Here is a 20,414-nt window from a genome sequence, read left to right as displayed (position 1 = left end):
GGAGATGGCAGACACAATGGCGTTGCTGGTGCTGATCGTGTTGGGGGCTACGCTGGGCTGGCTGGCCTCGATCCTCGCGCGCACGGAAGCGCCCGGCGTGATCCTGCGTCAGGTGCTGCTGGGCATGCTGGTCTCGGTAATCGCGGGCGAGATCGCCAATGAGGGCACGATGATCGGCAGCTTGTCCTTCCTCAGCCTTGGCATCGCACTGGCAGCGACATCGGCAGCGCTGGTGATCTATCATGCCGTCGCACGGCGCAGGCTGTCCTCGAGCACATAAAAATTCTGCGGGGCGATGGAACATTGCCCCGATGATGCACTTTCACCCGGTCTGGCAGGCACGCGCCTGCCGCGCCGATAATGGAGAGCGTCATGAAGTTCACTGCCAAGCACACCGCCACTATCCTCGCCGCCACCCTCGGTCTTTCGCTCGCCGCCTGCGAAGGCCCGAACGAGAACGCCATGGAAGACGCCGGCGAGCAGAACGCCGAAGCCGTCGAAGAAAAGGCTGACGCGATGGAAGATGCCGGCCAGATCACCGACGCGCAGGAAGACGCGATGGTCGACAACGCCGAAGACAAGGCGGACGCCATGGAAAAGCAGGGCGAAGCCATGGACGAGGCCACCGGCCAGTAATCGCGACGCTCCCTGGCCGGTCACGGTCAAAGCGCGATGAGGCGGCCCGGAGCTTCGGTTCCGGGCCGCTTTCCTTTGGCCTAGACCGGGGTCGCCCCGCTGCCGCGCCCGCCGCGCAGGTGGTACTCCTGCGTGCCCCGGTGCAGCACGTTGTCGACGTCGATCACCGCCGAATTGGCATAGGTGAAGCCAGCCGGCAGGCTGCGATAGAGCCGGTCGAAGTCGCGCTCCACTGTCTGCCGGTAGAGATCGGCGAAGCTCTCGATCACGAAATAGGTCGGTTGCAGATCGCTGATGACGTAGTCGGTGCGCATCACCCGGTCGACGTTGAGCATGATGCGATTGGGGCTCTGGGCCTCCACCGCAAACTTCGCCTCGGTAGGCCCTGAGAGGATGCCCGCGCCGTAAGCGCGCACATCGCCCGGAGCTTCCTCGATCAGCCCGAACTCCACCGTGTACCAATAGAGCGCGCCCAGGGCCTTCAGCCGGTTGTAGCGCATCGCCTTCCACCCGGCGCGGCCATATTCCTGCATATAGTCGGCATAGACCGGATCGGTCAGCATCGGCACGTGGCCGAACACGTCGTGGAAGACGTCGGGCTCCTGAATATAGTCGAAAGTCTCGCGCGTGCGGATGAAGTTGCCCGCCGGGAAACGCCGGTTGGCGAGGTGCCAGAAGAACACATGATCGGGGATCAGCATCGGCACCGGCACGACGCTCCACCCGGTCAGCGCGCCCAATTCCTCCGACAACTGCTCGAATTCCGGAATGCCCCCGCGCCCGAGATCGAGCTTTTCGAGTCCCGCCATGAAAGCGCTGCACGCCCTTCCGGGGAGCACCTCCATCTGGCGGGCGAAGAGATCGTCCCACACGCCGTGATCGTCGGCAGTATAGGCGGTCTGCGCGGGCTCGAGCCAGTCCTCCCCGACATGCGCCGGGCGGGCGAGCGGGGCGGTAAAGACATCGGCTGCCATCTCTGGCAGAGTGGCGAAATCGGGCTGGGGGTCTGCAAGCGTGGCCATATCGTTGCAGATGATACTACCTTAGCCGCGTCAGGACAAATGGGGAGAGCGGGCAGTGGGGATGAAGCGCAAGGATTACGAGGCGGCGCTCGAACCGCTGACGCTGGAACTGGTCAGCATGGCACGCTGGGTCAAGGCGACAGGGGCGCGGGTGGTGGTGCTGTTCGAAGGCCGCGACACGGCGGGCAAGGGCGGCGCGATCACCGCGGTGCGCGATAGTCTCAACCCGCGCCAGTGCCGCACCGTGGCGCTTTCCAAGCCGACCGAGGCGGAGATGGGCCAGTGGTATTTCCAGCGCTACGTCGCGCATCTGCCGACAGCGGGCGAGATCGTGCTGTTCGACCGGTCATGGTACAACCGCGCGGGGGTCGAGAGGGTGATGGGCTATGCGTCGGACGCGCAGGTGGAGGCCTTCCTCAAGGCCGTGCCAACCTTCGAGAAGCTGCTGGTCGACGACGGCATCCTGCTGTTTAAGTACTGGTTGGCGACCGATCAGGCGCAGCAGGAAGAGCGTCTGCGCGAGCGGCTGGAAGACCCGCTGAAGCGCTGGAAGCTGTCGCCGATCGATCTCGCCGCGCGCGAAAAATACGATGAATACACCAAGGCGCGCGAGGCGATGCTGAAGGCGACCCACACCGACCACGCGCCTTGGACCATCGTCGACTTCAACGACCAGCGGCGCGGGCGGCTGACGCTGGTGCGCGATCTGCTCGCCCGCATCCCCGATACGCACGAGGAGCCCGAGGCGATCGACTTCCCCGATCTGGGCAAGAAGCCCGCGAAGGAAAAGTACAAGGTGCTGAAGCCGATTGCGGATTGGGAGGGGTGACATACTTCCCCCCCGCTTGCGGGAGGGGCTGGGGGTGGGCAAGTGAAAGTGCTCGCTGCGCTCGCTCCCACCCCCAAACCCCTCCCGCAAGCGGGAGGGGAAATCAGGCGCTTGCGCTCGCCGCCGTGACCTGCCGACCGTCGTCCGCAAAGGCGGCGAGGTCATACCCGGCTTCGCACTTGCGCATAGCCAGATGCAGCGGCTCGCCCGCGATGGCCGGGGAGAGGCCACGGAAAGCGAACTGGCGCAGCCGGTTCGCGCCCAGTTCCCGCGCCGCGAGTTGCAACAACAGGCTCGCAGTGAGCGGGCCGTGGACGACGAGGCCGCGATAGCGCTCGACCTCTTTGGCATAGGGCGCGTCATAATGGATGCGATGGGTGTTGAAGGTCAGCGCGGAATAGCGGAACAGCAGGCGCGCGTCGGGGATGAGGGTGCGGGTAGCCTCCCATGCCGACGCGTCGAAGCTGCCCTCACCCGGCGGCGGCGGGGAGAGCGGCGCATCGGGCGCGGCGGCATCGCGATAGACCAGTGTCTGCGTCTCGATCACCGCGACCGTGCCGTTGGCGCGGGTGACATGCTCGACATCGACAAAGGCGAGGCGGCCCGAGCCACCCTCCTTCTCGCTCACCGAGGCGACCTTGCTGATCCGCTCGATCACCGCGCCGATAGCGATGGGCGCGTGAAAGGCGATCTTGGACGAAGCCCACATTCGGCGCGGCATGGGGAAGGGCGGCAGGAAGCTGTCGGCGCTGTCATCGCGCGCGGGGTGTCCATCCTCGCCCAGCTTTGCAGTGGGGGCCTCGGGGGTGCAGAGCGCGAAGTGTATGCCCTGCGGCATGATCGGCGGATGCGGGCGCGGCAGGTCGAAGGTGGCGAGCCAGCGCGCCGCCAGCCCCTCGTCGAGCCGGTCGGTTGCGCGCTGTTCGCGCCCGATCCACGCTTCGAAGCTCATTCTGCGCGCTCGAACACCGCCGCGATGCCTTGGCCGCCGCCGATGCACATCGTCTCGAGCCCGTAGCGCACCCCGCGCCGGTGCATCTCGTGCGCCATGTCGGCAAGAATGCGCCCGCCGGTCGCGCCGATGGGGTGGCCGAGGCTGATGCCCGATCCGTTGACGTTGAGGATCTCGCGGCGCGAATCGTCGCCGCTCCAGCCCCAGCCCTTGAGCACGGCGAGCACCTGCGGGGCAAAGGCTTCGTTGAGTTCGACCAGCCCGATATCGTCCCACGAATAGCCACGACGCTCGAACAGGCGCTCGACCGCCGGGACCGGCCCGATGCCCATGCGCGAAGGGTCGCACCCCGCCGCCGCCCAGCCGCCGAACCACAGCATCGGGGTCAGGCCGAGCTCCTCCAGCTTGTCTTCCGCGACGACAAGGCACGCCGCCGCCGCGTCGTTCTGCTGGCTGGCATTGCCGGCGGTGACGATGGCTGCGGGATCGCGGCGAAGGTCGATGGGGGCGAGCTTGCCCAAGGTCTCCATCGAAGCGTCGGCGCGGTAGCCCTCGTCGTGGTCGAACACCACCGGATCGCCGCGTCGCTGCGGGATTTCGACCGGCACGAGCTGCTCGGCGAACCGCCCTTCCGCCCACGCCCGCGCCGCGTTCTGGTGCGAGCGGACGGCGAAGGCATCGGCCTCCTCACGCGTGATGCCGTAATCCTTGGCGAGGTTCTCGGCCGTCTCGATCATGCCGGTGATGACCCCGAAACGCTCGACCGGCTGGCTCATCACCCGGCCCCGGCTGAGGCGATCATGCAGTGTCATGTCCCCCATCCGCACCCCGCCGCGCAGGTCGGTGGTGTAGTGTTCGACATTCGACATCGACTCAACGCCCCCCGCGACGACGACATCGGCCATCCCGGTCTCGACCATCATCGCCGCGGTCGCCACCGCCTGCACGCCCGAACCGCAACGCCGGTCAAGCTGGAAGCCGGGGACTTCGATGGGCAGGCCCGCCGCGAGCCAGCTCCAGTGCCCGATCGCGGGTGCCTCGCCATTGCCGTAGCCCTGCGAAAAGACGACATCGTCCACCCGCGCCGGGTCGATCCCGCTGCGCTCGATCAGCGCCTTGAGGATCACCGCGCCCAATTGGCCCGCGTTCAGCCCCGCAAGCCCGCCGAGGAACTTGCCCACGGGCGTACGCAGGGGGGTGCAGATGGCGGCGCGTCTGGTCATTGCTTGTCCTTGTCCGAAAGAGCCACGGTCCCCGCATCGACCAGCTTCCCGATCGCGCCCGAGGAGAGGCCGAGTTTATCCGCCAGTACTTCCTCGGAATGCTCGCCAAGATAGGGCGCAGGCGCCGGATCGCCTGCCTCGCGCCCCGGCAGGTTCGCAAAGCTGCGGGTGGCGGGGTAATCGAAGCCGCTCGGGTTGGCAGGCGCTGGGCCGAACAGCGGGTTGTCCGCTACCAGCACCGGATCATTCGCCGCCTCGTAAGCGGTGCGGTAGCGTTCGAAGGTGCAGCCTTCCGCCGCCATGCGCGCTTCGAGCGTCGCATAGTCCATCGTCTCCGCCGCGCTCTGGAACAGCGCGAAGAGCTCGGCGCGGTGGGTGAAGCGCGGGGTGTCACCCTCGGCGAAGTGAACACCGTATTCTGCCTCCAGAACGCCGATCCCGCTTTCGACCCCGAAGGCCTTGACGAGGCCCGCCCACTGCTTGGGCGTGAGCGCGGCGACCATGAAACGCACGCCATCCCTGGAACGGAAGTCCCGCCCGAAGGCACCCCAGATCGCATTGCCGAGCCGCTCGCGGTCGCCGCCGCGATAGAGCACTTCGGCGAGCAAGCCCGCGTTCGCCATCGTCCCGATTGCGACATCGCCCAGCGGCAGGCGCACCTCGCTGCCCTCGCCCGTCCTGTCACGGTGGCGCAGCGCGGCGAGCATGGCGAAAGCGCCATAGGCCCCGGTGATGAAGTCCCACGCGGGGAGTACCTGATTGACAGGCGGGGCGGTGGCGGGATCCCAGTCCTCCGGCCCGCACATCAGCGGGTATCCGGCGGCGGCGTTGACGGTGAAATCCATCGCCTGCCGCCCGTCATGCCAGCCCATCACGCGCAAGGAGATCATGTCCGCGCGCCTGGCCGCCATCGCGGCATGGCTGAGGAAGCTCTGCTCGGGCAGGTTGGTGATGCACTGGCCGATCTTGGCGGCAAGCTCCACCAGAAGCTCGCGCCCCTCGCCCGATTGGAGATCGAGCGCGACGGATTTCTTGGCGCGGTTGAGGTTCTCCCAGCTGAGCGAGCGCCCTTCGCGGGTCAGCATATAGCGATTGTAATCGAGCCCGCCCGCCTTGTGATCGACCCGGATCACCTCCGCCCCCAGCTGCGCGCAATACAGCCCCGCGGTGGGCGAAGCGACGAAGCTGGAGACTTCGACGATTGAGAGGTCATTGAGAAGGTTATACATTCTCTCTCCATTCGCGCAGCATGTGCTTGGCGATCTGGAGCTGGAGGATCTGCGTCGTGCCCTCGTAGATGCGGTAGATGCGCGCATCGCGGAAGAAGCGCTCGGCGTCATATTCGGCGAGGTAGCCCGCGCCGCCATAGACCTGCACCACGCGGTCGACCACGCGGCCGCACATCTCGGAGGCGAAGACCTTGAAGGCGGCGGCCTTCACCAGAATGTTCTCGCCCCGGTCGGCCCGCGCCGTCACGTCCTTCATCATCGCCTCGGCGGCGTAGATCTCGATCTCGCTGTCGGCGAGCATCTGCTGGATCAGCTGGAAATTGGCGATCGGCTCGCCGAACGCCTTGCGCTCATTGGCGTAACGCAGCGCGCTGTCGAGTGCGCGCCGCGCATAGCCGGTCGCCGCCGCGCCCACGGAAATGCGCCCGTTGTCGAGGCTCTTCATCGCGAAGACGAAGCCCTTGCCGGTCTCCCCGCCCAGCAGCGCATCCCCCGGCACGCGCACATCGTCGAGCATGATGTCGCAGATATGCGAGCCCGCCTGCCCCATCTTCTTGTCCGGGCTGCCCCGCGAGATGCCCGGTGAGTCCATCGGCACGAGGAAGGCCGAGACGTGCGCGTTCTTGGGCAGGGCTTCCTTGTTGGTGCGCGCCATGATCAGCGCGACATCGGCATAGGGCGCATTGGTGATGTAGCGCTTGGTGCCGTTCAATATCCAGCCATTGCCGTCCGGATCGGGGACGGCGGTGGTCGCAAGCCCGGCCGAGTCGCTGCCCGAACCCGGCTCGGTCAGGCCGAAGCAGGCGATCTTGCCCTCGGCGATCTTCGGATACCATTCGGCCTTCTGGGCCTCGGTCGCCCCGTTCTTCAGCGCGCTCGAAAACATCCCGACATTGATCGAGAAGATCGAGCGATAGGCGGGCGCGGCATAGGCCATGATGTTCACGACGCGGGCATATTGGGTCATGTTGAGCCCCGCGCCGCCATATTCCTCGGGCACCGACAGGCCGAACAGCCCCATCTCGCGCATTTCGTTCACGATCTCCTCGGGCACGCGATCCTCGGCGATCAACTGCGCTTCGGCAGGGATCAGGCGTTCGCGGACATAGCGGGTGAGCTGCTCGGCGAACTGTTCGAAGGTGTCCTCGTCCATGCCGGTGTTCACGGGGGCGGAGAGACTGGCGGGGGCGTTCATGGTGGCAATCGTCCTTGCAGGAATGGCGCTGTTAAGGGCGCACGGGCGCGGCGTCGCCTGTCAATTCGGCAGCGGGAGCGGCGGTTGCGGGCGCGGTGGGTGGCGGCACATCGGTGGGCAGAGCCTCGGGCGGGAGCTGGCGCTCGTCGAGCATCGAGGCGGCATCCTCCAGCTGCTTGGCCTCACCCGGACTGACCCCGCCGGGCGCGCTCGCCCGCTCGCTTCCGCAGGCGGACAGCACCAGCAGGAGCAGCGGCGCGGCGGTGATCGGCAGACGCGGCACGGTGAGCGCGCCCTATTCGGCGGGGGCGGTGTCGCCCTCGGCAGCCGCAGCCGCTTCTGCGGCGACGGCGGCTCCGGCATCGCCCGCCGCGGTCGCATCGCCGCTCGGCATGGCATCGGGCGCATCGGTGGCGGTGGCGGAGGGATCGGCGACCGGCTCGTCGCTCACCGGCGCGAGCGCGGTGTCGGCGGGCATTTCCACCGTATCGGCGCTCGCCTCGGTCGAGGCATCGTCGGCGCTGCCACAGGCGGCGAGCGCCAGCGTGAGGGCGGCAAGAGCGGCGGGGGCACAAAGCTTGCGCATGGTTCGGGTCTCTCCTCTCATTTGGGGCGCGTGGAGCGCGGTCCGGTCGGGGGAGGGTTTAGCCAAGGCGGGCCGCAAACGCCAAGTGCCAAATGGGCACACCCCCTGCGCACGCGGTAGCGGGGCGGGCGCGGCGGGTGATATTGTCTCGCGTATGATCAAGTCCGCCCTCAGCTCGCCCCTGCGCGCCCTCGCCCTCGTCGCCGCGAGCGCACTGCCCCTGTTCGCCGCCAGCGCCCAGCCGGTGCCCGACGCCTTCACCGTGGTCGAAAGCGGGCAGAGGTTCGCCAATCTGCAGGACGCGGTGAACGCGATCGGCAACGGGCGCGGCACGATCCGCATCCAGCCCGGCACCTACCGCCAATGCGCGGTGCAGGAAGGCGGGGTGATCGTCTACGAGGCACCCGAGCCCGGCAGCGTCACCTTCATGGCCCGCGCTTGCGAGGGCAAGGCCGCCTTCGTGCTGCGCGGCATCGGCGCGGAAATCCGCGGCATCACCTTCAGCAACATCAAGGTGCCCGACGGCAACGGGGCGGGCATCCGATTGGAGAAAGGCGCCCTGAATGTCGCCCATGCGCGATTCCAGAACAGCGAGCAGGGCATCCTCACCGCCGACGATCCGCAAAGCCGCATCTACATCACGCGCTCGACCTTCAGTGGGCTGGGCACTTGCGAGAACTCGGCGGGCTGCGCGCATTCGATCTATATCGGCAATTACGGCTCGCTGACCGTGCGCGAAAGCCGGTTTGAGCGCGGGATGGGCGGCCACTACGTCAAGGCCCGCAGCGCCGAGGTGGTGATCGAGAACAACAGCTTCGACGACGCCAACGGCAAGGGCACGAATTACATGATCGACCTGCCCGCCGGCAGCGTGGGGCGGATCGCCGACAACTGGTTCGTCCAAGGGCGCGACAAGGAGAATTACTCCGCCTTCATCGCGCTGGGGGCGGAGGACCTGCTGCATTCCTCGGACGGGCTGGAGGTGACGAACAACGAGGCGCGCTTCGTGCCCGGCCTGTCGAGGAACTCGGTGTTCCTCGCCGACTGGACGGCATCGCAAGTGACAATGAAGGGCAATAAGATCGCGGCGGGGATCAAGCCTTACGAGACGCGCTGAGGGCTGGCGTCTGCTCCGGGAAGCGGGTCGAAAGCCCGCTTTCGGGAAGCCAAAGCTATTGTGCTAATGACCGCATGGGAATGGAAGGCGGACAAGTGCCTTCCTCGATAGGATCGGAGACTTGCTCGACCCAATCCAAGGGCAGGCAAATGCGCACCAAAATCCGCAAAGATGGCCGCCTGCCCAGAAAAGGAATAAATGTACCGCCATCGTACTTCTTCCCGATCAGACTTGTTTCTTGTGATAGAAGCGAAAGCCGGTCATGCCCGCTTCGATCAGCCGCTCGTGAGTGCTGTCACTGCAGTAATTCGAATTTGAATCGTGTTTGTCGTGCCAGAAACAGGCTGCACCGATGGCCTTGGTGTCGAACACCAACCCAATTTTTTCAGCTGCAGGTTTAAGTTTCGTTCGGTCTGGTGCCCAGAGCACGCCCCGGAAAAGAATCCAGTCGGTCTCTTCTCGATTCACCGAATCGATCCGGTTGCAGATTTGCCAGAACCAGCGATCCTCCAGATGAGAACCATCCTTGGCGATAAACTCTACGGGCTCGAACTGGTGAACCCCGGGCTCGATGTCCTCGATCAGCGCGCGCAGTCGGTCGCTGACCGTTGCGACCCAGGCCCCCACATAATCACCTATTTTCTGTCGTGATTTCCACTGGATAACCCTGGGAACCGTTTCCGGCTTTACCGGACGACCAGAGAACATAACGCTCCCTCGCAGACCCACCCCGCCGTCGGGTGTGGGATCTACAAGCTCGAGGGCATCGACGGGCCCCTCGACAATCTCGGCCAGAGGGTAACTCGACCCAAGCGGATCGTAGGAAAAGGACCACACCATCAAACCTCTCCACACTCGTGTCCGCATCGCGAGGCACAACGCAATATGACCGAATACCGAAAAGAAAAGGCTGCCGTCCGCGCTAACCCGTTCTTAACTATGGAGTTGCAAAGTCCTGCATGGTCATTTTGAAGGGATTCAACAGTGCAAAACCTCATCATGTTCTGGCTGGACCAGCTGATAATGCCCAACCCCGAAAATGACGATCGCTTCCGCGCAGCAAAGCGCCTCGGTCTGGCAATCGTGATTGGAGCAGTCGCTTTCGCAGTGTTTGGCTGAAGGTTGCGGGCATTCTCGACGATACCTGTGATGCGTCGCATCTTTTGCCCGCCAGTGCAGACAAACTTTCCGGTCCATGCCATCAATGCAAGGAAGCTGAAGAGGATCTGCGATATCCCGCATGTGGCGAAATCGCCTTGCATCCTTCCTCTAACCCTCCAGGCGGCCCGCAGCGAACATATCCACGCTCGCTCTAGCTGATCATGGCTTTCCAAATGCTTAGGAACTCGGCGCCTTCGAAATCGGGCTCGCGATCAAGCTTGTGTTATTGGAAGGCAAAAAATTGATTCGGTGCACGTTGCCTGTTCGAAAGCCAATACAGGCCAGGCGGAGAAGCACGGTAGTCCGCTTTCGACGCCCATTCTGCGGCTGGGGCCTCCCGAGGCACGGAATGGACGCAGCCATTCGCTGCCCGGATTGACCTGCTTGAGCGATGGCCGCGCTCAAAAAGCCTATCTGAGCGAGGCCATGACGACTTTTTAGGTGGGGGCATGCCAAACCGCCAACGTTTGCCTTGGGGTCGGTTGCCGAATGTCCGCTTTTGAGTTGAGAATGTGAGAACCGGACATGGCCCTCAAGCCTGTTCACAACCTGCCGGTTCGTGCTGACGGTCGCTAGATCAACAAATGCCCCGAGCGATCCCGCTTGGTCGCCAGATAGCGCGCGTTGTGGGGGTTCTCCGGGAGCTGGTGCGGCACCCGCTCGCTGACGGTGATGCCCGCCGCTTCGAGCGCGGTTACCTTGGCCGGGTTGTTGGTCAGCAACCGGATCGTCCGCGCCCCCAGCAGCTTGAGCATCCGCGCCGCCACCGGGAAATCGCGCGCTTCGTCGGGCAGGCCGAGGCGCTGGTTGGCCTCGACCGTGTCGAACCCCTGATCCTGCAAGCGGTAGGCGCGCAGCTTGTTGATCAGCCCGATTCCGCGCCCCTCCTGCCGCATGTAGAGCAGCACGCCCCAGCCGCCCGAATCCTTCGCCTCGTGCGCCATGGCATGGAGCGCGGCGTCCAATTGCGGGCCGCAGTCGCATTTGAGGCTGCCGAGGATGTCGCCGGTCAGGCATTCCGAATGGAGGCGGACAAGCGGCAGGCGGTCACCCGACTGCTTGCCGATGATCAGCGCGACGTGTTCGCGCAGGTCGGCGCTGGAGCGGAAGGCGACGATCTCGGCGTCCTCGCAAGCGCTCACCGGCAAGCGCGCGCGGGTGACGATCTTCAGCGCGCCAGCCTCGGCATAGGCGGCAAGATCGCTGACGGACACTGGCACAGCCTCACCCGCGCCCTCGGGATCGACCATGAATGCGGGCAGGATCCCCGCAATCCGCGCCAGCTCCAGCGCGACGGCGGCGGTTTCGGCCCAGTCGAGCGTGACCGCCTTGAACGGGCCCTTGAGCGGATTGCCGAGATCGAGCGCCGGGTCGGCAATCGGCAAGGCATCGCGCAGAGTGAAATCCTCGCCCCCGGCGATCAGCACCGGCGCATGAGGCACGGCGGCTTCTTTCTGGTTGGCGAGCTTCAGCGTCGCGGCGCGCGCGGCGGAGATCAGCATGCGCTGGCTGCTCGCGCCGGTGGCAATTGCAGTCTCGACCGGCAGCAGGGTCGGCCCCCCTTCGAATGCCAACGGCCAGCCGTGGCGCAGCGCGTCCACGGCCTGTGCGGCGCGGCGTTCAGGGGAGGGCGAAAGGCTCAGAGGTCGAACTCCGTCACCAGCGGCACGTGATCGGAGGGCTGCGTCCACGCGCGCGCCTCCTCGATCACGCGGTGCGCGCGGGCTTGCCGGGCGACCTCGGGCGAGGCCCACATGTGATCCAGGCGGCGCCCCTTGTCGTTCTCCTGCCAGCCCGGATTGCGGTAGCTCCACCACGAATAGTAGCGTTGCGGCGCGGGGATATGCTCGCGGCCCAGATCGACCCAGCCATGCGCGTCGCGGAACTTGCCCAGCGTCTCGACCTCGATCGGCGTGTGGCTGACGACCTTGAGAAGCTGCTTGTGGCTCCACACGTCGCTTTCCAGCGGGGCGATATTGAAATCGCCGACGATCAGCGTGGGCCGGTCGAGCGTGTCCGCCCAGCGCGTCATGCGCCCGAGAAAATCGAGTTTCTGGCCGAATTTGGGGTTCACCTCGCGGTCGGGCACGTCGCCGCCGGCCGGGACATAGACATTCTCGACCAGCAGATCGCGGCCCAGCACCTCGACCCCGATATGCCGCGCCTCGCCATTGTCCTGCCAGTCGTGGCGGGTGACTTCGCGGATCGGCACGCGGCTGACCGTGGCGACGCCGTGATAGCCCTTCTGCCCGCTCACCGCCTGATGGGTGTAGCCGAGATTCGCCAGTGCTTCGGCCGGGAACAGGTGGCTCTCGCACTTGATCTCCTGCAGGCACAGGATGTCGGGTGCGGCTTCGGTGAGCAGCTTTTCGATGAGGCCGACGCGCAGGCGCGCCGAGTTGATGTTCCAGGTGGCGACAGACAGCATGGGGCGGACTTAGGCATACACGCGGTAACATTCCAGCTTTCACTTTGCCGTCGCATCACCGCGCGATAGGGCGGTGCAAAGCCATTGGGAGCCCCGCCATGACCCGCACAATCCTTGCCACCCTGCTGCTGTCGTCTGCTGCCACCCCGGCGCTTGCCGAGGACGCACCGCAGGAACCGCGCGCGAAGAACGTGATCCTGTTCATCGGCGATGGCATGGGCATCTCCACCATCACCGCCGCGCGCATCTACGAAGCGCAGAAGCGCGGGGAGACGGGCGAGGAAAATCAGCTGAGCTTCGAGACATTCCCCAATGTGGCGCTGGTCAAGACCTACAACACCAACGCGCAGGTGCCCGACAGCGCGGGGACGGCCTCGGCGATGCACACCGGCGTGAAGACCCGCATCGGGGTGCTGGGGATCGGCCCGGAGGCGACGCGCGGGGTTTGCGCCGAGGCGCTCGCGCACAGCCTGCCGACGCTGGGCGAGGAGGCCAAGGCGAAGGGGCTGGCGGTCGGTATCGTCACCACGACGCGGCTGACCCATGCCACGCCGGCGGCGGTCTATGCCCACACCGCCGACCGCGACTGGGAGGCGGACAGCAGCATCCCCGCCAGCCAGCAGGGGCAGGGCTGCAAGGATATCGCGCTCCAGCTTGCCGAGGCGGAGTTCGACCTCGCGCTCGGCGGCGGGACGGCGATGTTCTACGGCAAGGAGGGCGGCGGACGGCGCACCGATCCGGCAGCCGATCTGCCCGCGCAATGGGCCGCGCGCAGCGGCGGCGTGGTGGTGAAGGACGCTGCGGGGCTGGCTGCCGCGCCGATGGACAGGCCGGTGCTCGGCCTGTTCAGCCCGAGCCACCTGACCTACATGGCCGATCGCAAGCCCGGTTCGCCCGAGCCGACCCTCACCGACATGACCGCGCAGGCGATCGCGCGGCTCAAGGCCGATCCCGATGGCTACTACCTGATGGTCGAAGGCGGGCGGATCGACCACGCGCACCACGACGGGCGCGCGGGCTATGCGCTCGAGGAGGCGGTGGAGTTTGCCCGCGCGGTGCAGTGGGCGGTCGACCACACCGATCCCGCCGAAACGCTGATCCTCGTCACCGCCGATCACAGCCATGTCTTCACCATCGCGGGCTACCCGCAGCGGGGGAACGACATCCTCGGGCTGGTGGTGCCTCCGCCGGGCGGCGGCGATGGCGACCATTCGGATTCCGCCGAGCAGGGCGCGCCGCTGCTGGCGGGCGATGGCAAGCCCTATACGACGCTCGGCTATGCCAATGGCCCGGGCGCTGTGTCGGGCGAGCGGCCGGTGCCCGCCACCGGGATCGCTGCGCGCCAGCAGTCGCTGATCCCCACCGGCGCTGAAACCCACGGCGGCGAAGATGTCGCCCTGTTCGCCACCGGCCCCGGAAGCGAGCGCGCGCGGGGGGTGATCGAGCAGAACGTGATCCACGCGATCATCCGCCGGGCCTTGGGGTGGGTGGAGTAAAGGCGACAGCAAATTGGCAATCTGCTAGATAAACACAAGTTTATCGATTGGAGGGTCAATTGACTGCCGAAGAAAAGATTTACGATCTTGAAGCCCGCTTGTCACGCTACCACGAGGCACTGGCTGAAGCGATCCAAGAACGAGACCGGCTTGCCTTGGATGCGGCATGGGGGGTCCATTACTCGCTCTTTGCTCTCTTCGGCACGGCGATCGCCATTTTTGCGATACACAGATACGTTGACGGTCATGGCTGGCTAGCGGGAGGACTAATCGCAATCGCCCTGTTTGTGGTGCCCATGGCTATCCATGCTTGGAGCAATGGCGAGCGAATGAAAGAGGTTGAACGTCTAGCTAAGCTCCCCGATTGGCACGGGTAAAGCTGACACCCTAACACAAAAACCCTCGACCCGGGGGCGATGGGTCGAGGGTTCCATGGAGCGTTCGTCACGCTTGTACAAGACAGGCCCTTGGTGAAGGGTGGGCAACAGGGGGGAAACCTCCCTTCGACCCGTCTTGTTGAGAATGATTAGCTGTTTGAGGCTTTCATTCAGATGAACACGGAAAGTTTTTTGTCGCTTTCATACAACCGTTCGTCGGACGGATGTTCACCCCGGACGACGAGCCGTGCGGCGCGGGTCCTTGAAGCTGAATGCCGAGTCCGCCACGGAAACGCCATAGCGCTGGTTCGACAGCACCACCTTGGTGCGGTTGTTCTGCGCGTCGAGCGCGACCCAGTGGGTCAGCTGCAACCCGCCGGGGGCCGAAGCGTTCTTGACGAAGATCAGCGTGATCATCCCGAATTCGGGCTTCTTGGGATCGCGCACTTCGACGCTGAGGACGTTCGGGTTCGCCGTCGGCAGCATCTTGCCATAGCGCTTCACATCCTTGCCCGGATCGAACAGTGCGCCCAACGGCGAATTGCCGATCGGCCAGCGTTCGACCTGGGCAACCTCGTAATCGATGACGTAGAGCGACTTACCGTTGGAGACGACGAGGAAATCGGCGTCCTTGCCGTAATCGAAACGGATCTTGCCGGGGCGCTTGAGCGTCATCTTGCCGCGCAGGGTGCTTCCCGCACGGTCGGTCTGCGTGAAGTCGGCGGTCATGGTGGAGATGCCGCGCAGCGCGCCCACCACCTTGTCGAGATCGCTGGCGGACTGCGCGGCGGCAGGCGTGGTCAGCGGAGCGGGGCCGGCAGGCGCGAGGCCGAGCGCAAACGCGCCGGCCCCGAGGCCGAGCGCGAGCGTGCGAAGCGAAGGAAGGTTCTTGATCATGCCCGGCGGTTACGGCGGCGGGCTTGAACTGTCGATGAATTTTCGCATCGCCTGCCATTCAGCAGGCGCGCGGAGCCGATCTTACTTGATCTTGGCTTCCTTGAACTCGACGTGCTTGCGCGCGACGGGGTCGTACTTGCGGAAGCTCATCTTCTCGGTGATGTTGCGCGGGTTCTTCTTGGTCACGTAGAAGAAGCCGGTGCCCTCGCTCGAGACGAGGCGGATCTTGACGGTGGTGGGCTTCGCCATGGCGGGTTCCTGTCAACTGGGTCGGCCCGGCGATTGCTGTCCGCAGGGCTGTAAAAAGCAAATAGCGGCGCGCCCGGAAGGCCCGGCACACCGCCACACGGGCGCGCCATTCGCCGATTCACGGGCAAAAGTCAAGGCGGGTGCTTTGCCAGCGCGCTAAGATGCTGACGCATCACGCGCTGGCGATGCTCAGGCGCCGCACGGGCTTAGCCAAGGGGTTACGAGCTGTCGCTCGTCACCCCTTGGCGCGGCCTCACCAATCGGACGCGTTGGGCTTGCCGCGATTGGCCTTGACCGTGCCGCGCACCTTCTTGACCTTGAGCCGCTCGGTCTTGCCGACGCGGTTGAGCCGGGTCTTGGCGCGCCGCTTGGGCTGGATCTGGGCGTCCTCCAGCAGCGCCGCCAGCTTCACCCGCGCGTCCTGCCGGTTCGCTTCCTGTGTGCGGTGCGCCTTGGAGGTGACGATCAGATCGCCGTTCCCCGCAATCTTCCCGCCCGCCAGCTGGCGCAGCCGCGCGAAGACCGGCGGGGGCAGGCGCAGCGCATAGATGTTGACGCGCAGCTCCACTTCGGTCGCGACCTTGTTGGCGTTCTGCCCGCCGGGGCCCGAGCCTGCGAGAAAGCTCTCGCTCGCCAGCCGCAGCGCGCGGGAGGTCAGCGGCTCTTCGTCATCCATCGCTCACCCCGAGCGCGAGGAAATCGCGCGGCAAGGGCGCGCGCGCTTCGATCGGGGTCTTGCCGGGGCGGGTGACGGTGAGGCTCTCGGCGTGGAGCATGGTGCGCTTGGCACCGGGCGCATTGCCCGCGCCGTAGACCGGATCGCCCAGCAGCGGTGCACCCAGCCCGCTCAAGGCATGGACGCGCAGCTGGTGGGTGCGGCCGGTTTCGGGGCGGAAGCGAATCAGGCTGTTGGGGCCCAGTTCCTCGACCAGCTCCCAGTGCGAGACGGCGGGCTTGCCCTTCTTGGCCGGGATCATCCGCCAGCCCTTCTCGGCCGAGCTGATCTTCGACAGCGCCAGTTCGATCGTGCCTTCGGTGCCCGGCGGATGGCCCGCGAGCACCGCGAGATAGGTCTTGCCCACCAGCCGTTCCTCGAACGCCTTGTTGAACCGCGCCAGCGCCTTGGGATTGCGCGCGAGCAGCAGGCAGCCCGAAGTGTCGGTATCGAGCCGGTGAACCGCCACCGGCGCGCGCTGGAAGCCCAGCTTCAGTCGCGGCAGGTGGTCTTCGAGGCAGATGCCGCCCTTGCGCGGCCGGTCGACCGCCATGCCCGAAGGCTTGTCGATCACCAGCGCTTCGCCGTCTTCGTAGAGGATGTGAATGTCTGACATCGCCGCGCCCTAGCCGTTCATCTGCGGCTTGTCGAAGGGCGCGCGCGTCACACCAGCACCGCGCGCATCAGCCCGCGCAGGGCGTTGCCGATCCAGAAGCCTTGCGTGAGGCTGTCGAGCGCCACTTCGCTCTCGCGCGCGCGGCCCTCGGCGATCAGCTGTTCGCGCAGCACGCCGGGCAGCAGGCCGAGCGCCAGCGGCGGGGTGAGCAGCACGCCGTCGGGCCCATCGACAAAGACGCTGGTCCAGCTACCCTCGGTCACCAGACCATCTTGGCGCACCAGCACCGCCTCCTCCGCCCCCAGCGTGCGGGCGGCGGCGAGCGCATCCTCGTAGAAGCCCCGGTCGGAGGTCTTGTGCGCCAGCCGCCAGTCGTTCGGATCGAGCGGATGGGGCAGCGCGGTGACCTTGACCGGATCCCCCGGCGGCGCGGGCAGCGGGGCGGTCTCGAGCGCGCTGGCCCCGCTGCGCGACACCATCAGCCGCACCCTTGCGGGCGCTTCCAGCTCGAAGCACACCGCCTGAATGTGATTGCGCAGGGTATGGCGATCAAAGGCGAAACCCAGCGCCGCCGCGCTCGCCTTCATCCGCGCGAGATGGCGTTCGAGCAGCGCGATGCCGGTCTCGGGTTCGAAGCGCATGGTCTCGATCAGGTCGAATTGCGGGGCGGTAAGACCCGGTTCGGCGCGCCGCAGGAACCCGGCCTTGACCTCGCACTCGCGCCGTTCGGCCATCGCCTCGCTGTCGGCGACCACCGCCGAGCCGATGCCGAGCACCGCGCTGCCCTGCCCGTTTTCGACCGGCGTCAGGCGCAGCGTGCGGATCGCAACGTTGAAGGCGGCGTTGCCATCAGCGTCGATCCGCCCGATCGCGCCGCAATAGGCCCCGCGCGCATCGCGCTCCACTTGCCCGAGCAGCTCCATCGCCCGGATCTTGGGCGCACCGGTGATCGAGCCGCAGGGAAACAGTGCCCGCACCAGATCCATCGCCCCCTTGCCGGGGCCGAGCCGCGCGCGCACCGTCGAGACCAGCTGGTGCACCGTCGGGTAGCTTTCGACCGCGAAGGGCGCGTCGACCCGGACGCTCCCCGCCTCGGCCACGCGGGACAGGTCGTTGCGCATCAGGTCGACGATCATCAGGTTCTCGGCGCGGTCCTTGACCGAGGCGGCGAGTTCCTGCGCCAGTGCGGTGTCGGCGGCGCGGTCGGCCATGCGGGGGCGGGTGCCCTTCATCGGCTTGACCTTGGCCTCGCTGCCATTGAGGGCGACGAACAGTTCGGGCGAGAAGCTCAGGAGCCAGTGCGATCCGTCCCAGATGAGCCCGCCATACCCCGCCGCCGCCGCACCGCGCAGCGCGGCGTAGAGCCCCACCGGATCGCCGCGGTATGACCCGGCGAGCGGGTAGGTGAGGTTCGCCTGATAGATGTCGCCCGCATGGATCGCTTCGCGCAGCGCCGCAAAGGCCGCCGCGTAGCCGCCCGGGGAGAGCTGCGGCTCCATCGGGCCGAGCGTGCCGGGGCCTTCTGCCCTGCCCGCAAGCCACTCCGCAACATCGCCCCCCGCAATCCGGCGCGGCGCATCGAACAGGCCGAGCCAAACGAGCGGCCCCGCCGCCCCGGTGCGTCCTGCCGCCTGCCCGGCCAGCCTCGGCTCCAGCGCGAGGCCCGCCTCGTAGGCGACATAGCCGGCGAGCGAACCGCCCTGCGCGACGCGAGCCGCCTCGGCCGCGGCGAGCGTGCCTTCGACCTCATCGGCCCGGTGCGCCACGAACAGCGCGCGCGGCGCTTCGTAGAGCAGCGCATCGGCGGCCCCATCCCCGGCGCGCGCATCGTCCAGCAATACGAATGGCAGCGGTTGACCCATGCCTGCCAGCCTTACCGGAATTGCCGCCCCTGTCGAGAACCCGTCGCCTTTCTGCGGCGTGTTGGAGACAGATGAGACACTGTCTAAGACAAAAAAACTCCGGCCCCTTCGAAACCCCAGGCAAAGGCGGGGACCGGGATGAGTGCAGGCGGGCAAAGACGATCATCGGGCGGGCCTTACCAGCCCTTGCCGCAGTAGGAAAATGCGCGCGGCCAAGGGTCGACAGGCCGTCCAATTGCGATAAGGAAAGCACCCAAGAGCAATGACAGCGGGGACAGCGTAATGAGCGAAGTGGCGGGCGAAATCTATCTCGGGCTTGGCGCGGACGGATCGCGGCAGGCGCTGCTGCTGGGCCGCTCGAACCGCCACGGGCTGATCGCGGGCGCGACCGGCACGGGCAAGACCGTGACATTGCAGGGCATTGCCGAAAGTTTTGCCAAGGCCGGTGTCCCCGTCTTCGTCGCCGACGTGAAGGGCGACCTGTCGGGCATCGCCATGCCCGGCTCGCCCACCTTCAAGCACGCCGACAAGCTGGAAAGCCGCGCCAAGGAACTCGGCATCACCGACTATGGCTATGAAGACAATCCGGTGATCTTCTGGGATCTCTACGGCGAACAGGGCCACCCGATCCGCACCACCGTGTCCGAGATGGGCCCGCTGCTGCTGTCGCGCCTGCTCGACCTCAACGAGACGCAGGAAGGCGTGCTGCAGATCATCTTCCGCTATGCCGACGAGAACGGGCTGCTGCTGCTCGATTTCGCCGATCTTCAGGCGCTGCTGGCCTGGGCGAACGAGAATTCCGCCGAACTCTCGGGCAAATATGGCAATGTCACCAAGCCCTCGGTCGGGTCGATCCAGCGGCAATTGCTCAGCTTCGAGGCGCAGGGCGCGGACCATTTCTTCGGCGAGCCGGCGCTGGAGATCAACGATTTCCTCAAGGTCGATGATCAGGGGCGCGGCTATGTCAATGTGCTCGCCGCCGACAAGCTGATGCGCAGCCCCAAGCTTTACGCGACATTCCTCTTGTGGCTGCTGGCCGAGCTGTTCGAGAGCCTGCCCGAGGTGGGCGATCCCGAAAAGCCGAAGCTGGTGTTCTTCTTTGATGAAGCGCACCTCTTGTTCGACGATGCGCCCAAGGCCTTGCAGGACACCATCGAACAGGTCGTGCGCCTGATCCGGTCGAAGGGTGTGGGCGTATTCTTCGTGACGCAAAACCCGATCGACATTCCCGAGGAGGTGGCCGGCCAGCTCGGCAACCGCGTGCAGCACGCGCTGCGCGCCTTCACCCCGCGCGATCAGCGCGCGATCAAGGCGGCGGCCGAGACCTTCCGGGTCAATCCGAAGCTCGATGTCGAGGCCGCGATCACCGAGCTGAAGGTGGGCGAAGCGCTGGTTTCGACCCTCGATGACGATGGTGCGCCCACGGTGGTGGAGCGCACGCTGATCAAGCCGCCGCGCTCGCGCCTCGGCCCGGTGACGCCCAAGGAACGCGCGATCATCCAGTCGATCAGCCCGCTCGAAGGCAAGTACGACACCCGCGTGGATCGGGAAAGCGCCGCCGAAGTGCTCGCCGCCAAGGCCGCCGATGCCGCGGCGACCGCGCAGGAAGTGGCCGAGAAAGGTAAGGAAGAGGTCGCCAAGCGCGAGCGCAAGACGCCGTCCGTCTGGGAAAAGGCGGGCAAGAGCGCGATGACCGCGGCAAGCGGCTCGCTCGCCTCGATCGCGGTGGCGGCGGTGCTGGGCAAGAAGTCGGGCGCCGATCCGCTACGCACCGGGGCGACGGCCTTCGTGCGCAACCTCATCGGCGGGTTGATGCGCTGAGGA

At 66.2% G+C, this 20,414-nt stretch carries 23 protein-coding genes; 8 read left to right on the top strand and 15 right to left on the bottom strand.

Going from position 1 to position 20,414, the window contains the following annotated elements; translation table 11 throughout:
* Window positions 1-4: 4 nt before the first annotated feature.
* Window positions 5-280: a hypothetical protein gene (locus E2E27_RS01915; RefSeq protein WP_234036145.1), complete on the top strand. Its 276-nt coding sequence runs from the start codon at window positions 5-7 to the stop codon at window positions 278-280.
* 92 nt (window positions 281-372) lie between these two features.
* Window positions 373-636 carry a hypothetical protein gene (locus E2E27_RS01910; protein ID WP_141457431.1) on the top strand — a complete coding sequence of 88 codons (264 nt, stop codon included), beginning with the start codon at window positions 373-375 and terminating at the stop codon, window positions 634-636.
* 80 nt (window positions 637-716) lie between these two features.
* Here E2E27_RS01910 and phhA read toward each other — a convergent pair whose 3' ends face one another.
* Window positions 717-1,610: a phenylalanine 4-monooxygenase gene (phhA, locus tag E2E27_RS01905; protein ID WP_141461488.1), complete on the bottom strand. Its 894-nt coding sequence runs from the start codon at window positions 1,608-1,610 to the stop codon at window positions 717-719.
* Between the two features lie 103 nt (window positions 1,611-1,713).
* Here phhA and ppk2 point away from each other — a divergent pair, with 103 nt between their 5' ends.
* Window positions 1,714-2,487 (top strand): polyphosphate kinase 2, encoded by a 774-nt coding sequence (gene ppk2, locus E2E27_RS01900; protein WP_502705527.1) that lies wholly within the window; start codon window positions 1,714-1,716, stop codon window positions 2,485-2,487.
* A gap of 103 nt (window positions 2,488-2,590) precedes the next feature.
* Here the strand turns inward: ppk2 and E2E27_RS01895 are convergent, their stop codons facing one another.
* The 6 genes from E2E27_RS01895 to E2E27_RS01870 are packed head-to-tail and all read right to left on the bottom strand — an operon-like array spanning window position 2,591 to window position 7,672.
* Entirely contained in the window at window positions 2,591-3,439 is an 849-nt protein-coding gene (locus E2E27_RS01895) for an HTD2 family dehydratase (RefSeq protein ID WP_141457429.1), read from the bottom strand.
* A complete protein-coding gene (locus tag E2E27_RS01890) occupies window positions 3,436-4,662 on the bottom strand; it encodes an acetyl-CoA C-acetyltransferase (protein ID WP_141457428.1) in 1,227 nt (408 codons plus the stop codon). Before E2E27_RS01890 ends, E2E27_RS01895 begins: the two co-directional genes overlap by 4 nt.
* Complete coding sequence (locus E2E27_RS01885) at window positions 4,659-5,891, bottom strand: CoA transferase (RefSeq protein ID WP_141457427.1); 1,233 nt, start codon at window positions 5,889-5,891, stop codon at window positions 4,659-4,661. The genes E2E27_RS01890 and E2E27_RS01885 overlap by 4 nt, the downstream gene beginning before the upstream one ends.
* A complete protein-coding gene (locus E2E27_RS01880) occupies window positions 5,884-7,086 on the bottom strand; it encodes an acyl-CoA dehydrogenase family protein (protein ID WP_141457426.1) in 1,203 nt (400 codons plus the stop codon). The genes E2E27_RS01885 and E2E27_RS01880 overlap by 8 nt, the downstream gene beginning before the upstream one ends.
* A 31-nt stretch (window positions 7,087-7,117) precedes the next feature.
* Complete coding sequence (locus E2E27_RS01875) at window positions 7,118-7,369, bottom strand: hypothetical protein (protein WP_141457425.1); 252 nt, start codon at window positions 7,367-7,369, stop codon at window positions 7,118-7,120.
* Window positions 7,370-7,381: 12 nt separating this feature from the next.
* Window positions 7,382-7,672 carry a hypothetical protein gene (locus E2E27_RS01870; protein WP_141457424.1) on the bottom strand — a complete coding sequence of 97 codons (291 nt, stop codon included), beginning with the start codon at window positions 7,670-7,672 and terminating at the stop codon, window positions 7,382-7,384.
* A gap of 154 nt (window positions 7,673-7,826) precedes the next feature.
* Here E2E27_RS01870 and E2E27_RS01865 point away from each other — a divergent pair, with 154 nt between their 5' ends.
* The gene (locus tag E2E27_RS01865) at window positions 7,827-8,789 is read left to right on the top strand and encodes a right-handed parallel beta-helix repeat-containing protein (RefSeq protein WP_141457423.1); all 963 of its coding nucleotides are present in this window, start codon (window positions 7,827-7,829) and stop codon (window positions 8,787-8,789) included.
* Between the two features lie 225 nt (window positions 8,790-9,014).
* On the opposite strand, the gene E2E27_RS01860 is transcribed toward E2E27_RS01865, so the two are convergent.
* Entirely contained in the window at window positions 9,015-9,629 is a 615-nt protein-coding gene (locus E2E27_RS01860) for an imm11 family protein (RefSeq protein WP_141457422.1), read from the bottom strand.
* A gap of 144 nt (window positions 9,630-9,773) precedes the next feature.
* Between E2E27_RS01860 and E2E27_RS19145 the strand changes: the two genes are divergently transcribed.
* Window positions 9,774-9,908, top strand: a complete 135-nt coding sequence (locus tag E2E27_RS19145) for a hypothetical protein (protein WP_286172803.1) — start codon at window positions 9,774-9,776, stop codon at window positions 9,906-9,908.
* A 614-nt stretch (window positions 9,909-10,522) separates the two neighbouring features.
* On the opposite strand, the gene ribA is transcribed toward E2E27_RS19145, so the two are convergent.
* Both ribA and E2E27_RS01850 read right to left on the bottom strand, forming a co-directional pair.
* Window positions 10,523-11,551 (bottom strand): GTP cyclohydrolase II, encoded by a 1,029-nt coding sequence (gene ribA / locus E2E27_RS01855; protein WP_141457421.1) that lies wholly within the window; start codon window positions 11,549-11,551, stop codon window positions 10,523-10,525.
* A gap of 38 nt (window positions 11,552-11,589) precedes the next feature.
* Complete coding sequence (locus E2E27_RS01850) at window positions 11,590-12,378, bottom strand: exodeoxyribonuclease III (protein ID WP_141457420.1); 789 nt, start codon at window positions 12,376-12,378, stop codon at window positions 11,590-11,592.
* A 98-nt stretch (window positions 12,379-12,476) separates the two neighbouring features.
* Here E2E27_RS01850 and E2E27_RS01845 point away from each other — a divergent pair, with 98 nt between their 5' ends.
* Together E2E27_RS01845 and E2E27_RS01840 are read left to right on the top strand one after the other, a co-directional pair.
* Complete coding sequence (locus E2E27_RS01845) at window positions 12,477-13,874, top strand: alkaline phosphatase (protein WP_141457419.1); 1,398 nt, start codon at window positions 12,477-12,479, stop codon at window positions 13,872-13,874.
* Between the two features lie 59 nt (window positions 13,875-13,933).
* Complete coding sequence (locus tag E2E27_RS01840; protein ID WP_141457418.1) at window positions 13,934-14,251, top strand: hypothetical protein; 318 nt, start codon at window positions 13,934-13,936, stop codon at window positions 14,249-14,251.
* Window positions 14,252-14,479: 228 nt separating this feature from the next.
* Here E2E27_RS01840 and E2E27_RS01835 read toward each other — a convergent pair whose 3' ends face one another.
* The 5 genes from E2E27_RS01835 to pabB all read right to left on the bottom strand — a co-directional run bounded on the left by E2E27_RS01835 (window position 14,480) and on the right by pabB (window position 18,590).
* Window positions 14,480-15,148: a LolA family protein gene (locus tag E2E27_RS01835; RefSeq protein ID WP_141457417.1), complete on the bottom strand. Its 669-nt coding sequence runs from the start codon at window positions 15,146-15,148 to the stop codon at window positions 14,480-14,482.
* Window positions 15,149-15,229: 81 nt separating this feature from the next.
* Window positions 15,230-15,397, bottom strand: a complete 168-nt coding sequence (gene rpmG / locus E2E27_RS01830; protein ID WP_017664380.1) for a 50S ribosomal protein L33 — start codon at window positions 15,395-15,397, stop codon at window positions 15,230-15,232.
* A gap of 253 nt (window positions 15,398-15,650) precedes the next feature.
* The gene (gene arfB / locus E2E27_RS01825) at window positions 15,651-16,073 is read right to left on the bottom strand and encodes an alternative ribosome rescue aminoacyl-tRNA hydrolase ArfB (RefSeq protein ID WP_141457416.1); all 423 of its coding nucleotides are present in this window, start codon (window positions 16,071-16,073) and stop codon (window positions 15,651-15,653) included.
* On the bottom strand, window positions 16,066-16,728 hold the full coding sequence (locus E2E27_RS01820; protein WP_141457415.1) for an RluA family pseudouridine synthase: 663 nt from the start codon (window positions 16,726-16,728) through the stop codon (window positions 16,066-16,068). The genes arfB and E2E27_RS01820 overlap by 8 nt, the downstream gene beginning before the upstream one ends.
* Before the next feature lie 47 nt (window positions 16,729-16,775).
* A complete protein-coding gene (gene pabB, locus E2E27_RS01815) occupies window positions 16,776-18,590 on the bottom strand; it encodes an aminodeoxychorismate synthase component I (RefSeq protein WP_141457414.1) in 1,815 nt (604 codons plus the stop codon).
* A gap of 282 nt (window positions 18,591-18,872) precedes the next feature.
* Here pabB and E2E27_RS01810 point away from each other — a divergent pair, with 282 nt between their 5' ends.
* The gene (locus tag E2E27_RS01810) at window positions 18,873-20,411 is read left to right on the top strand and encodes a helicase HerA-like domain-containing protein (protein ID WP_141457413.1); all 1,539 of its coding nucleotides are present in this window, start codon (window positions 18,873-18,875) and stop codon (window positions 20,409-20,411) included.
* The last annotated feature ends 3 nt before the right edge of the window (window positions 20,412-20,414 follow it).

The organism is Porphyrobacter sp. YT40 (assembly GCF_006542605.1).
Classification (GTDB): Bacteria; Pseudomonadota; Alphaproteobacteria; order Sphingomonadales; family Sphingomonadaceae; genus Erythrobacter.
Note: the sequence above shows the minus strand (reverse complement) of the source record. Positions and strands in the feature narration are given on the sequence as shown.

What these genes read in the sequence shown, in the direction of transcription:
- E2E27_RS01915 (WP_234036145.1), top strand. Translation starts at nt 5, where the DNA reads ATGGCAGACACAATGGCGTTGCTGGTGCTGATCGTGTTGGGGGCTACG.
- E2E27_RS01910 (WP_141457431.1), top strand. Translation starts at nt 373, where the DNA reads ATGAAGTTCACTGCCAAGCACACCGCCACTATCCTCGCCGCCACCCTC.
- phhA (WP_141461488.1), bottom strand. Translation starts at nt 1,610, where the DNA reads ATGGCAGCCGATGTCTTTACCGCCCCGCTCGCCCGCCCGGCGCATGTC.
- E2E27_RS01895 (WP_141457429.1), bottom strand. Translation starts at nt 3,439, where the DNA reads ATGAGCTTCGAAGCGTGGATCGGGCGCGAACAGCGCGCAACCGACCGG.
- E2E27_RS01890 (WP_141457428.1), bottom strand. Translation starts at nt 4,662, where the DNA reads ATGACCAGACGCGCCGCCATCTGCACCCCCCTGCGTACGCCCGTGGGC.
- E2E27_RS01885 (WP_141457427.1), bottom strand. Translation starts at nt 5,891, where the DNA reads ATGTATAACCTTCTCAATGACCTCTCAATCGTCGAAGTCTCCAGCTTC.
- E2E27_RS01880 (WP_141457426.1), bottom strand. Translation starts at nt 7,086, where the DNA reads ATGAACGCCCCCGCCAGTCTCTCCGCCCCCGTGAACACCGGCATGGAC.
- E2E27_RS01870 (WP_141457424.1), bottom strand. Translation starts at nt 7,672, where the DNA reads ATGCGCAAGCTTTGTGCCCCCGCCGCTCTTGCCGCCCTCACGCTGGCG.
- E2E27_RS01865 (WP_141457423.1), top strand. Translation starts at nt 7,827, where the DNA reads ATGATCAAGTCCGCCCTCAGCTCGCCCCTGCGCGCCCTCGCCCTCGTC.
- E2E27_RS01860 (WP_141457422.1), bottom strand. Translation starts at nt 9,629, where the DNA reads ATGGTGTGGTCCTTTTCCTACGATCCGCTTGGGTCGAGTTACCCTCTG.
- E2E27_RS01850 (WP_141457420.1), bottom strand. Translation starts at nt 12,378, where the DNA reads ATGCTGTCTGTCGCCACCTGGAACATCAACTCGGCGCGCCTGCGCGTC.
- E2E27_RS01845 (WP_141457419.1), top strand. Translation starts at nt 12,477, where the DNA reads ATGACCCGCACAATCCTTGCCACCCTGCTGCTGTCGTCTGCTGCCACC.
- E2E27_RS01835 (WP_141457417.1), bottom strand. Translation starts at nt 15,148, where the DNA reads ATGATCAAGAACCTTCCTTCGCTTCGCACGCTCGCGCTCGGCCTCGGG.
- rpmG (WP_017664380.1), bottom strand. Translation starts at nt 15,397, where the DNA reads ATGGCGAAGCCCACCACCGTCAAGATCCGCCTCGTCTCGAGCGAGGGC.
- arfB (WP_141457416.1), bottom strand. Translation starts at nt 16,073, where the DNA reads ATGGATGACGAAGAGCCGCTGACCTCCCGCGCGCTGCGGCTGGCGAGC.
- E2E27_RS01820 (WP_141457415.1), bottom strand. Translation starts at nt 16,728, where the DNA reads ATGTCAGACATTCACATCCTCTACGAAGACGGCGAAGCGCTGGTGATC.
- pabB (WP_141457414.1), bottom strand. Translation starts at nt 18,590, where the DNA reads ATGGGTCAACCGCTGCCATTCGTATTGCTGGACGATGCGCGCGCCGGG.
- E2E27_RS01810 (WP_141457413.1), top strand. Translation starts at nt 18,873, where the DNA reads ATGAGCGAAGTGGCGGGCGAAATCTATCTCGGGCTTGGCGCGGACGGA.